Consider the following 13,301-nt stretch of genomic DNA (forward strand, 5'->3'; position numbering starts at 1 on the left):
AAAGCCATTGGTCGAGGCTTATTTCAAGTGGGTCAAGCAGAACGTCGATAAAGTACTATCTGAGTACTAATTTTGTACAGGCTTCCGGATGTGCGGTTCCGGCAACTGTGATGTCAGTACTCCGGCAGGGAATTCTTCTGATTCCGTTTTTGTATCTGTTTCACGGGTTAATGGGATTGTCCGGTATTGCTGCGGCACATACGGCAGCAGATATACTGTCTGTGGCAGTCAGCATGCTGCTTTTGTTTCGTCAATATCGTATGTTGGTTAAAAAGGTGGAAGAGCAGAGCGGAGATTAATGCATGGTCTTACGGTAAGCCTTTGGGGTCATATGATAATATTTCTCAAAGGCTTTATAAAATTGGGTATAGTTACAAAAGCCAAGCAGTTCTGCGATTTCATTAATATTCATTTTGGAGGAAAGCAGTAACTGCGCTGCTCTTGTCATACAGAGGGAAGAACTATACTCGTAAATTCCAAGGCCTGTATACTTGCGTACTATTTTGTAAAGATAGTCTCCAGAATAGTTGAAATTCTCCTCAAGCTGTCGGCGGGAAACTTTTCTGCCTGTTTTTTTCATAAATTGTGAGAGCTGTTCAAACAGTATTCTTTCCGATTCAGTTCCGGGTTTGACGGGTGTGTTTTGATAGTTATTTTGGTCAAACAGATGCCAGAACAATTCCATACAAAGGGCGCGGAGCCGGAAAGAGGAGCCAAAGACAGGTTCCTGTATTTCATGGAACATTTTTTCAAATATGGAATGGATGTGTTGTTTCACCCACGAAGCGTCTCTAAGGGGAATGAAATCAATATACTCTTTCTGTTCAGGATTTTCCTGATGCAGAGTCTGGAGAAAGAAATTCTTCATCAGTTCATTGCAGGGGGCGTCTTCCGTCGGGAAATATTGTTCCGCGGTAAACAGGTTTCTGACAAAATTTTTGGATAACTGCAGAAACAGTATTCTTGATGCGGTATGATATTCTTCGATATGCTGTGTGTTTGTATTAATTAGGCAGCAGCTTCCGGCGGGATAAACATGCCGTTCATATTCAATGTTTTGATATACGGTACCCTCAATAACAAACATTAATTCAAAGAAGTCATGCTGATGAAGTTTTCCGTTATCTATATAAGGCGCAATTTCTGCATTGCTGAAGGAAGTATAGAGGGAAGAACTGGGTGATGAATGCATGATAATCAAACGGGCATTCGGATTATCGGGAAGGCTTGTGCATAAGAAAAGTTCAAAGGGAACTTCTGTCCGGTAGTTAAAGGGCAGCACGAACCCGGATGGTTCCAGGATAGTTTTATAGTCGCCCACAATATTCCATTTTCCTGTAGTACCTGTACTGAGGTGATACATGTTAAGCTCCTTGAATTGAATATGATATAAAAATGGAAAAAGTTCTTTTAAATGCTATATAAAACGATAACTGTATCATTTATAATTATACTACGGCTTATTATCTGTGTAAAGAATATAAAATGGGAGGAAGAGAAGGTATGGTCAAATCAGATTTTAATTTAGAATGGATATTTTATAAGGAAGGGCATGAAAAGGATAAAAAAGAAGTAGCTCTTCCCCATGATGCCATGATTTATGAGCAGAGAAGCAGAGAATCAGTTACGGCAGGGGCATGTGGATACTTTCCGGGTGGAACATACGTCTATGAGAAGTCTTTTGAAGCACCGGTTGAATGGAAAGGCAAAAAGATAATATTGGAATTCGAGGGAATCTATCAGCAGGCGCAGGTATATCTGAATGGACAGCTTACGGGCACAAATATATACGGGTATTCTAATTTCTATGTGCCGTTAGAGAATGGTCTTGTATATGGAGAGAGCAATCAGCTTAAAGTGGTTGCTGATAATTCAAAATGCCCGAACAGCAGATGGTATTCTGGCAGTGGAATCTATCGTAAAGTGAACCTTTATGTGGGAGAGGAATGTTATATTCAGCCGGAGGGAGTAAAAATCACAACACCGGAAATTGACAGGATACAAATTGAGGCTGACGTTACGGGCGGGGAACAGCTGAGAGCATTAATATTTGACAAGGGCAGGAAAATTGCTGAAGGTCTGACAGAGGTCAAGGACTCATTGGCAAAGTTGTCACTGGACATACCGAAAGCGCAGCTTTGGGACGCGGAGAATCCTTACTTATATGAATATCAGTTAGAATTGATTAATGATGGAAAGGCAGTTGATTGTGTAAAAGGATTTCTGGGAATCCGGACATTGTCGTGGGATACAAAAGGCTTTCTGGTAAACGGGAAAGAAGTGCTTCTTAGGGGAGCATGTATTCACCATGATAATGGTATCCTTGGAGGATGTTCTTTTCAAGAAGCAGAAGAGCGTAGAATACGTATTTTGAAGGAGGCAGGTTTTAATGCTATCCGGTGTTCCCACAATCCTGCATCAAAGGATTTGCTGTTGGCATGCGATAAACTTGGTATGTATGTCATGGACGAATTTGCAGATCAATGGTTGATACATAAAAATCCATATGATTACGCCGACACTGATTTTAGAAAGAACTGGCAGCAGGATTTAAGGGCGATGGTGCTTAAAAATTATAACCATCCAAGCGTGATCATGAATTCGATTGGTAATGAAATTTCGGAGCTTGCGTTGCCGGAAGGTCAGGAGTACTGTCGGAAAATGGCTGAGTTTGCAAGAAGTATTGACCCGTCAAGACCGGTAACTCTGGGAGTTAACCTTATGCTTTGCAGTATGACGGCAAAAGGAGGAGGTATTTACGGTGAAAAGAAAGATAAAAAGGGGAAGAAGAAAGAAAACCAGAATGGAAGCCAGACGATGGACAATGCTCCTACCAGTACTTTTTTCAATATGTTGATGAATATGGCCGGCGGAATGATTGAAAAAATGGCAGCCAAACCGGCGGCGGATAAAGCATCAGAGGAAGCGTTCGCAAGTCTTGATATCGGAGGATATAATTATGCGGCCTCCCGCTATGAGATAGACAAAGATCTGCACCCCGACCGTGTGATTGTGGGATCGGAGACACTTCCTAAAAATCTATATAAAAACTGGCAGCTCGTGAAAAAGCTTCCTTATGTGATAGGAGATTTCATGTGGACGGGGTGGGATTATCTTGGCGAGGCTGGTATCGGGACAGTTCGGTATAAGAGCTTTAAAAAACCGGGAAATGATGCGCCGATTATTTCCGGCGGCTGCGGTGTTATTGATATCTGTGGGAAAATCCGTCCTGAGGTGCAGTGGAACAGGCTTATCTGGGGATTAACGAATACGCCCGGAATCGGTGTGGAGCCATTGACACATGCCGGGGATCTGGGTTCTGTGTCTATGTGGCGCGATACGGATGCCGTGGGAAGCTGGTCATGGAGTGGCTGTGAAGGAAGAAAAACCAAGGTAACAGTTTATTCAAACGGAGCAGAGGCAGAACTGCTTGTCAATGGAAAATCTTACGGAAGAAAAACAGTAAAAGAATACAAGGCAGTCTTTAAGAATGTACGTTATGAAGAAGGTACGATTACGGCGGTTTCTTATGATGCGCAGGGAAAGGAAATTTCCCGAAACGCATTAAAGACAGCGAAAGGTAAGACGGTTTTAGCTGTTGATGCGGAGAAGACGGAACTGCTGGCAGACGGACAGGACTTGTGCTATTTGAACATTGATCTTGTGGGCGAGGATGGAATCACGAAATCATCAGAGGATATGCCTATATCGATAGAGGTAAGCGGTGCGGGCACGCTGCAGGCGTTTGGTTCTGCCAAGCCGAATATGGGAGAAGATTTCCATAGCAGACAGCATACAACTTACTATGGGAAAGCACAGGCGGTAATTCGGGCAGGTGAAAAGTCAGGAAGCATATTAGTAAAAGTAAGCGGAGAGGGACTTGGTACAAAAGAAGTGTCTATTCATGTGAAAGAAAAGTAAGTCTTAGAAGGAGGATGGTGAAGATGAAACGTCAAGCATATAATCCCTATCTGCCGGCGTGGGAATATATTCCGGATGGGGAGCCCAGAGTATTTGGGGATAGGTTGTATATTTTTGGAAGTCATGACAGGTTTGGCGCCGAAGGGTATTGTGAAAACGACTATGTGGCATGGTCTGCACCAGTAGAGGACTTGTCAGATTGGAGATATGAAGGCGTAATTTTCCGGAAAGACCAGACACCGTGGAATACACGTAATCAGGCATATTATGCTCCGGATTGTGTGCAGGGACCGGATGGGCGGTATTATCTCTATTACTTTGTAGTGAATTCCAGCATTATTTCGGTGGCAGTTTGTGATAAACCGGCAGGGAAATATGAGTATCTGGGAGATGTGAGCCTGCCGGACGGGCATGCTTACGGAACCAAACCTGAAGAATGGTTTACCTTTGATCCTGCAGTTCTGGTGGATGATGACGGAAGAATATGGCTTTATACAGGTAGCAGCCAGCCGGAGAACGGACAATACGGACATGAGATTAAGGGCTGCTTCGTGATGGAATTAGCTGAAGATATGCTTACGGTGATAAGTAAGCCCCAAATTCTCCTTCCTGCAAAATGGGTGTATACAGAACCGAATTTTTTTGAGGGGGCATCCATACGGCATATTGGGGAATGGTATTATCTTGTTTATCCGGCAACAAACATGACGGGGCTGAACTACGCCATGAGCCGTTTCCCAGACAGAGATTTTGTTCATAAGGGGGCAATCCATTGTTCCAGTAATATTGGTTATCAGGGACGCAGTCTTATGCAGGCTTCTTATCCAATGGGAAACAGTCATGGAGGTCTGGTATGCATAAAAGGACAATGGTATATTTTTGATCATCGTGTGACAAATGGAAGTCCTTTTTCCCGGCAGGGTGTGGCTGAGAAGATCGCCATTCATCCGGATGGAACCATTGATATGGTAGAATCCACAAGCTGCGGTCTTAATGACGGTCCGTTGAAAGGAAGTGGGACTTATCCGGCATATATCGCCTGTGTACTGATGGGGAAGCCGGCTGGAGAAATGTTTAACCCGATGGCGGTGACAGGTCCGTGTGTGACACAGGATGGGCCGGATTATGATCCGCCGGAGCCGGAAGAGGCGGAGAATAACGGGGAGACAGCAAAGGATGCGCCGGTTTCCTATATTACAGGGCTTGAGGATGGCAGTCAGGCAGGTTACAAGTATTTTGATATGACCAATACCAGACATCTTTCGGTAGTAACCCGCGGCGCCAGAGGGAAGCTTGAGATCTTAAACGGAGAATTCGGAGAAGCTGTTGCAGAAATACTGCTTTCGCAAAGCGATGACTGGGCGGTATCTGAAACGGATTTTATGCCTGAACGGATTGTTGCGGAGAGGACAGATATTGCAGTTTCGCGTTGTCCACTGTTCCTTCGTTATCAAGGAGAGGGCAGTATTGATATTTTAGAATTTACATTATCATAGGAGGATCGAGAACATGAAAGTAGAAAAAATTGTATTGAATGAAGCAAGAGAAGTGTCATTAACGGCCTATCTTCTGGATACCGGGGGAGAATTCCGGAATATCTGCAAACGCCCGGCAGTTTTAATTCTTCCCGGCGGTGGATATCAGTTCTGTTCTGAAAGAGAAGCCGATCCGGTCGCAATGCCTTATCTGAAAGCAGGATATCAGGCTTTTATCCTTAGATATTCGGTTGGGAAACATTCTGTGTGGCCGAATCCCCTGCAGGATTATGAACAGGCAATGGAAATGATCCGCAAGAGGGCAGAAGAGTGGAAAGTATTTTCCGATAAAGTTGCAGTAATTGGGTTTTCAGCGGGAGGGCATTTGGCGGCAGCAGCGGCGACAATGTCAGAGAATCGTCCTAATGCAGCAATTTTGGGATATCCGGTGACAGGTTCCGATGTGAAGGGCTGTTGTGCGACTGCGCCGGATACGATTCCCAGTGTGGATAAAAATACCTGTCCCTGTTTTATATTTGCAACACGGACAGATGAAATTGTTCCTGTTATGAACAGTATCCGGTTTATGGAAGCGTTGGTTCAGGCGGATATTTCATTTGAAAGCCATATTTATTCCTATGGGCCTCATGGATTTTCAACCTGCGATACTTCTGTTCAGAGTCGTGATACAACTATTTCTTCACGTGTTCCTAACTGGGTGGCCGATTCCATCGGGTGGCTGAAAGAGATATTTGGGGATTTTGGAAACGGCGAAATGACCAAGCCCGTATGCAAGGCGCATGCGACGGATAATGATGGAGAGTTTTTATCTGTTGACTGCACTTTTGGTTATGTGATGGGAAATCCGGAAGGGCGGAAGGTTGTGGAAGGTTTTCTGGGAGGTGCAGGAAACCAGGAAAGACCGGGAGGACAGGAAGCTTCACAGATGACCCCGGAGATGATGTCCATGGTATCAGGGATGAAACTGAGGCAGATATTGGAGTATGCTCATATGCCTAAAGAAGTAATAGAGCAGGTTAACGGTCAGCTTTCCATGATTCCCAATCAAAGATGAAGTGATTTGTGATCCATTGACATTCAAAAGACAGAGATAGAACAAGTAAACAAGGAGAGTCTATGATCAAATTAGCAAAAATATTTCAAGATGGCATGACGTTTCAGAGAAATAAGCCATGCAAAGTATGGGGAACCAGTTCAGAAGTGAAGACGGTAACTATTTATATGAATGAAAAGGAAGTTGCTGAAAGAGAACTGCCGCAAGGAGATTTTGCTTTTTTTCTTCCCCCGCAGGAAGCAGCACAGAATGTAACTGTCCGGATAGGAAATGATGTTGTGCTAAGAAATGTGGATTTTGGGGAGGTATGGTTTGCCGGCGGACAGAGCAATATGGAATTTCCCATGAAGTATGACAGTCAGTTTGAAGAAATGAAAAGCAGCCGGCCGGATGAGCATTTACGTTATTATGAAGTGGCAAAGTATTCCTTTGAAGGGGAAGAAGAAGAGGGGCTGAAAAGTAATCAGGACTGGAACTGTTGGAGATGTCTTACTCCGGAGGCGATTGGAAGTTTTTCGGCGGTAGCTGTATATTTTGCAATGGAGCTGCGGAAGCATTATAACATACCGGTGGCAATAGTCAGCTGTAATTGGGGAGGAACTTCCGCATCAGCATGGATCAGCCGGGAGATGTTGGAGGCGGACGAAGAACTGGCAGTGTATCTGCGTGAGTATGAAGAGAATCTTGCACATTTGGATATGGAAGCATACTACCAGATAAGTTATGCGAAGAGAAAGGGAATGGGAAGCCCTTTTGCCCAAATGATCAACGATTTTATGATGAAAAATACGGTAACGATGGAACAGGTAATGCAGCATGTAGGAAAACTGGCAGCCGGAGCAGGCATGGATATGCAGGGAGGAGCGGCAGAAAACAGCGGCATGTCACAGGAGAGTTTTATGGTGACAGGTCCGCATGATGAGAATCGCCCCTGCGGGTTGTATGAGTCCATGCTGTCAAAGGCTGCAGGCTTTACCATCAGGGGAGTCATCTGGTATCAGGGAGAAAGTGATGACACGCATCCGGATATTTATGAGAAACTGTTTACCCGGTTGGTGGAGCAGCTCCGGAAGGACTGGGCAGAGGATATTCCGGTCATATATGCCCAGCTTGCACCTTTTGAAAGCTGGATGCAGTGCAGGGGGGATAAATTCCCGGAACTCAGGAAACAACAGTTTGATGCATGGGAGCATATTAATAATGTCTATATGATTTCCACTTCGGATTGTGGAAACAGGTTTGACATTCATCCTAAAAATAAGCAGCCAATTGGAATGCGTATGGCATTGAGTGCAAGGCAGCACGTATATGGAGAAACGGTGCAGGGGGATGCTCCTATTGCCGCAGAAATGAAAGTACAGGATAAGCAGATATGTATTCGATTTGACAATGCTGCCAGTCTGCATCTGGAAGGTCAGGAAGTTCAGGGACTGGAGATTTATGCAGATGGAGAGATGTGTGCGATTACCGGATGGAGCGTAAGCGGAGATACACTAATGGTGTCCATGAAGGATTCCATTATATCAAATGAAATTACGGTTACTTTTGCCCAGACGCCTTATTACCAAGTATGTCTTTTTAACGAAAATGGGCTTCCGGCATTTCCTTTTGTGTTGCAAAAAAGAAAATAAAATGCATGAAACATTAAATAAAATCAGCAATTTTTAAACAGGGGTAATTTTGATTTCCTCTATAATAATACTATGGCGAAAAAATTAAGGATGTAGAGAAGGAGGATTTAATTATGTCTCAAAACAGATCAGGCGGAGCCGATGGGGTGATGTATCGGCGCGCAAAATTATGGCAGATCATCATGGTATCTACCAGTGCTTTTATTGGAATGGGGTTCTATTCTCTCATAGGTCTTGCAAACTATACGGCAAGTATCGGGTATGGTATTGCGACAGTGGCAGTAGGGGGGATTTTGACCTTTACCCGTATTTTTGATGCAATTACCGATCCGATGCTTGCGTTCATTTATGACAAAGTGAATACTCGTTTCGGTAAGGTGCGTATCTTGATGATTAGCGGTTGGGCGATCATGGTTCTTGCATTGCTTATGATGTATAACTGGGCAGCAGGGAAAGGAAGGGGTACTGTAACTTTTATACTCCTGTTTGTTCTTTATATCATTGGATATACTTTGTTTAACATGACGGTACAGACATTGTATGCTCTGATGACCAATGACCCAAGGCAGCGTCCTATGATTGGCGTCTGCAGTACGATTTTTAATTATCTGGTTCCTATAACCCTGAATCTTGTATTCTATATGAAGCTTATGCCTAAATTTGGCGGATTTAATCTGGAATTTCTGGCATCTGCCTGTTGGGTGTGTGTAGGGGTTTCTGCAGTAGGTATTGTTCTGACATGTATTGGTATTACGGAGTTTGATAAGACGGAAAACTTTGTCGGAACAAATATGAAGAAAGAAAAGCTCAAAGTAAAGGATATGGTGGATGTACTCAAGGGCAACCGTCCACTGCAGTGTTACATTGCATCTGCGGCTTCCGATAAGATTGCACAACAGATTGCCAGCCAGTCTATCATTAATACGATGGCTGCAGGTATTATTATCGGTGATATGGCTATTTCTACTAAGCTGACAACTATAGGAATTATTCCTTCCATATTATTTGCTTTTGTTGGTGCGGGGTATGCTAGAAAACACGGCAACAAGAAGACGGTAGTGGACTGGACATGGTTTTGTCTTATAGTAACGCTTATCTCATTTGCTTTCTTTACTTCAATTTATATTTTTGGAGATACACATAGCATTGCAACCGTAAAACCATTGATGATTGTATATGTTCTTCTGATGTTGCTGATGAATGGAACGAAGATGGGTGTTACAACCGGAAATAATGCATTTATGGCAGATATCATTGATTATGAGCTGGATCGTGGCGGCAAATATATACCGGCAGTTATAACGGGTGTATATAGTTTGATTGATAAGCTGGTATCTTCTGTTAGTGCACTTATTGCGACCGGAGCGATTGCATTGATTGGGTATAAAGAAACAATGCCGCAGCCTACGGATGAATTGACGGCAGGTATTTTCTGGATAACAATGGCATTGATGTATGGTTTCCCTATTATCGGCTGGATTATTACGCTGGTTGCCATGCGTTTCTGCTCGTTGAGTAAAGAGGACATGGTAGAAGTTCAGAAGCGTATTGCTGAGAAAAAAGCGATTGCCCAATCGAAAGCTTGAGGCGAATTCATACATAGGCAGAACTGTGGTTTTGATAAAAGATAAGGAGCGGTCTTCGGATGGCAGGCGGAATCTTAGATAAGTTGATAGGTTCTCACGCAGGAAATGGAAAAAATACGATGTGCCGGATTGAAAGGAGAAATGCAGGCTGAGTAAGATTTATCTTTTGACTGGAGCTGCTGGCTTGCTGGGCAGTAATATTGCCCGTCAGCTAGTGGATGCTAAAGAAGTAGTGCGTGCTTTAGTATTGAAAGATGATCCGGCTGTGGCATATGTGCCGGATCAGGTGCAGATTATTTATGGGGATTTGCTTGACATTAATTCCATGGAAGAATTATTTACTGTTCCAGAGGGCAGTGAGGTTATTGTAATACATTGTGCCAGTATAGTAACAATGAATCCCAATCCGAATCCCAAAGTTTATGCTGTCAATGTGGATGGTACACGGAATATTATTGATATGTGCTTAAAGCATAAAGTAAAAAAATTGGTTTATGTAAGTTCTACCGGGGCAATTCCTGAATTGCCCCATGGACAGAAAATCAAAGAGGTCGATCACTTTCTGCCTGCAGACGGACTTGTTGGCTATTATTCTGTTACCAAGGCGCAGGCGAGTCAGTTGATTTTAGATGCTTTGCGGTGGTGTCCGGAGCTTGATGCCTCCATAGTTCATCCTTAGAGATTGGTGTGCATCCGGCGTACCTTTCAGGGATTTTCAAAAAACAAACAGGAATGACCTTGACGGATTATATTATGCAGGAAAAAATACAGATTTCCTGTAATCTGCTGAAATATTCTAACCGGTCAATTGCCATTATTGCAGAATATATGAATCTTTCTCCTCAAAGTTATTTTACCAGAGTATTTAAGAAGGTAACAGGAGAGACACCGGCACGGTACCGAAGAACTCATGTGGATAAAAATTTTTTGGAAGATTAAAATCAGATAAAGCATATTAAAATCAGACAATACAGGAAGGATAAATGAGGGTAAAATTTTCATAAAAGTAAAGATGGAATAGCAATATCGATATAATGAGAGAGAGGATGGGATGGAGATTATGGAAAGAGATCTTAAGAAAATTATTTCTGAAATGACATTGGAGGAGAAAGCCGGGATGTGTTCCGGCGAGGATTTCTGGCGTTTGAAGAAAGTGGAGAGACTTGGTATCCCGGAGGTTATGGTATCAGATGGACCTCACGGATTAAGAAAGCAGCCCGGCGAGGCAGATCATCTTGGGATTGGCGAGAGTATTGTGGCGGTTTGTTTTCCGGCAGCCTGTGCCACGGCTTCCAGCTTTGATACGGAATTGATGAACGAAATGGGAAAGACCCTTGGGGAAGAATGTCAGGCAGAAAATTTAAGTGTATTGTTGGGACCGGCTGTAAACATTAAGAGAAGCCCTCTCTGTGGACGGAATTTTGAATATTTATCCGAGGATCCATATCTTGCAGGAAAAATGGCTGCTTCCTATATCAGAGGTGTACAGAGCTGGGACGTGGGAACGAGCATGAAACACTATGCCGCAAATAATCAAGAGTATAACCGTATGAGTTGTTCTTCTAATTTGTCGGAACGTACTTTCCGGGAAATCTATTTACCTGCATTTGAGACAGCGGTAAAGGAAGCGCAGCCTAAGACGATTATGTGCAGTTACAATAAGATTAACGGAGAATACGCCTCTGAAAACAAACATCTTTTGACAGAGATTTTACGGGACGAGTGGGGATTTGAAGGCTATGTTATGACAGACTGGGGCGCGGTGGCAGACCGTGTGACAGGGATTGTTGCAGGACTTGATCTGGAGATGCCGGGCAGCCATGGGGTAAATGATGCCAAGATCATTGCGGCAGTAAAAGATGGAAGTCTGGATGAGGCGCTGCTTGATAAGGCAGTAGAGCGTATTTTAAAGGTATTGTTTTCTTATGCGGATAACCGCCATCCGGAAGCTGTGTTTGACAGGGATGCAGATCATGAAAAAGCGGTAAAAATAGAGACAGAGTGTGCAGTTCTTTTGGAGAATAATGGAATACTTCCGTTGAAGGAAGGAAGAAAAGTAGTATACATTGGCGAATATGCTGAAAAACCCCGTTATCAGGGAGGCGGTTCCAGTCATATTAATTCCAGTAAAGTAACTTCCGCATTGGAGAGTGCAAAGGAAAAAGGCAGACCAGTATCTTATGTGAAAGGATTCCCTTTTGATAAGGATGAAGAAAACGCGGGAGAACTGGCGGCGGCTGTGCAGGCGGCAAAGGATGCTGAAGTGGCAGTTATTTTCGCAGGACTGCCTGATCTGATTGAATCGGAAGGCTATGACAGAAAGGATATGAAACTTCCTGCATGCCAGAATAAACTGATTGAGGAAGTTATCAAAGTACAGCCTAACACGGTTGTTGTGCTGCACAATGGAAGTCCGGTTGAAGTACCTTGGGCAGATAAGACAGCAGCTATTCTGGAAATGTATCTTGGCGGTCAGGGCGTGGGAGAAGCAACAGATAAACTTCTTTATGGAGAAGTAAATCCTTCGGGACGTCTGGCAGAGACATTCCCACTCCGTCTGGAGGATAATCCAAGTTACCTGAATTTCCCCGGTGACGGAGTAAATGTGGATTATGCGGAGGGAATCTATGTAGGCTACCGTTATTATGATGCCAGAAAAATGCCAGTGCGCTGGGCATTCGGACATGGACTTTCTTATACGGAATATGAGTATAGTAATCTGAATATGCCTGCAGAAAGTCTGGATGATAAGGGTTGCGTAAAAGTAACTGTAGATGTTAAAAACACAGGAAGTATGGTCGGTAAGGAAGTAGTACAGCTTTATGTCAGCGATAAAAACGGCACAGCAGGGCGTCCTGTGAAGGAACTAAAGGGCTTTGCTAAGGTAGAGTTGCAGCCGGGTGAGACAAAGACTGTAGAATTTGCACTTACTGCAAGGGATTTATCTTTCTACCATGAAGGGCTTGGCGATTGGTATGCACCTTCAGGAACTTACGAGGTGTTGATAGGACATGCAAGTGACGAGATTGCTTTGAGAGGGGAACTTTCCTTCAAGACCGAAAAGCAGCTTCCGCTGTACGTCAGTGGAGCGACAACGATCGGAGAGCTTATGGCGCATCCTGTGACCGCACCGATCATCGGAGGTTTGATGCAGAATATGCAGGGAGCGATGGGAGCCATGCAGTCAGATCCAACAGAAAATGTTGAGGATACCCTTGGTACGGGTGCAGAAATGATGAAGGCAATGATGCATGGAATGCCCCTAAAATCTCTGGCAAGCTTTGCTGGTGCAGAGATGGCAGCACAGATTGAGTTGATGATTCAGGGCATGAATCAGGCGTTAGGTAATAAATAGCGTTGTTTGTGATATTTATTATCAAGAGGTATTTGTTTTTTGAATATGGTTATGTTTGATAATGAGGCTGTCACCCTTGCGGGTTTTCACATTGTGTGGCAGTCTCTTTCATTCTGTCTTAAAATTCATTAATTTAAAAACATATTATGGAAAAAGTAAACATATAAGTAAAGGTTAAGCGGTAAAATACAATTAAGTAAACAATAGTCTCTCGGAATCTCGAGTGATTATTTCGGCAAAGCCGAACATTGAACATTG

9 protein-coding genes and 1 pseudogene are annotated in these 13,301 nt (G+C 43.6%); 9 read left to right on the top strand and 1 reads right to left on the bottom strand.

Annotated elements, in window-relative coordinates; all coding sequences use genetic code 11:
- Window positions 1-299, top strand: a pseudogene (locus NHH16_RS14460) (hypothetical protein); the annotation flags it as partial.
- Here NHH16_RS14460 and NHH16_RS14465 read toward each other — a convergent pair.
- Window positions 296-1,321: an AraC family transcriptional regulator gene (locus NHH16_RS14465; protein WP_262070308.1), complete on the bottom strand. Its 1,026-nt coding sequence runs from the start codon at window positions 1,319-1,321 to the stop codon at window positions 296-298. The pseudogene NHH16_RS14460 and the gene NHH16_RS14465 overlap by 4 nt on opposite strands.
- 182 nt (window positions 1,322-1,503) lie before the next feature.
- Here NHH16_RS14465 and NHH16_RS14470 point away from each other — a divergent pair, with 182 nt between their 5' ends.
- From NHH16_RS14470 to NHH16_RS14500, 8 genes are all read left to right on the top strand, one after another.
- Entirely contained in the window at window positions 1,504-3,921 is a 2,418-nt protein-coding gene (locus tag NHH16_RS14470; RefSeq protein WP_262070309.1) for a glycoside hydrolase family 2 TIM barrel-domain containing protein, read from the top strand.
- A gap of 191 nt (window positions 3,922-4,112) precedes the next feature.
- Complete coding sequence (locus NHH16_RS14475) at window positions 4,113-5,417, top strand: family 43 glycosylhydrolase (RefSeq protein ID WP_262070310.1); 1,305 nt, start codon at window positions 4,113-4,115, stop codon at window positions 5,415-5,417.
- Between the two features lie 13 nt (window positions 5,418-5,430).
- Complete coding sequence (locus NHH16_RS14480) at window positions 5,431-6,471, top strand: alpha/beta hydrolase (protein ID WP_262070311.1); 1,041 nt, start codon at window positions 5,431-5,433, stop codon at window positions 6,469-6,471.
- 62 nt (window positions 6,472-6,533) lie between these two features.
- Window positions 6,534-8,102, top strand: coding sequence for a sialate O-acetylesterase (locus NHH16_RS14485; protein ID WP_262070312.1), 1,569 nt, complete (start codon window positions 6,534-6,536; stop codon window positions 8,100-8,102).
- A 113-nt stretch (window positions 8,103-8,215) separates the two neighbouring features.
- Window positions 8,216-9,688 carry an MFS transporter gene (locus tag NHH16_RS14490; protein ID WP_262070313.1) on the top strand — a complete coding sequence of 491 codons (1,473 nt, stop codon included), beginning with the start codon at window positions 8,216-8,218 and terminating at the stop codon, window positions 9,686-9,688.
- Between the two features lie 166 nt (window positions 9,689-9,854).
- Window positions 9,855-10,367, top strand: a complete 513-nt coding sequence (locus NHH16_RS14495) for an NAD-dependent epimerase/dehydratase family protein (protein ID WP_262070314.1) — start codon at window positions 9,855-9,857, stop codon at window positions 10,365-10,367.
- Window positions 10,368-10,375: 8 nt separating this feature from the next.
- Window positions 10,376-10,627 (top strand): helix-turn-helix domain-containing protein, encoded by a 252-nt coding sequence (locus tag NHH16_RS15800; protein WP_416389397.1) that lies wholly within the window; start codon window positions 10,376-10,378, stop codon window positions 10,625-10,627.
- A gap of 121 nt (window positions 10,628-10,748) precedes the next feature.
- Window positions 10,749-13,043 carry a glycoside hydrolase family 3 C-terminal domain-containing protein gene (locus NHH16_RS14500; protein WP_172488350.1) on the top strand — a complete coding sequence of 765 codons (2,295 nt, stop codon included), beginning with the start codon at window positions 10,749-10,751 and terminating at the stop codon, window positions 13,041-13,043.
- Window positions 13,044-13,301: the final 258 nt, after the last annotated feature.

Source organism: Ohessyouella blattaphilus (assembly GCF_024721265.1).
Taxonomy (GTDB): domain Bacteria; phylum Bacillota; class Clostridia; order Lachnospirales; family Lachnospiraceae; genus Aequitasia; species Aequitasia blattaphilus_A.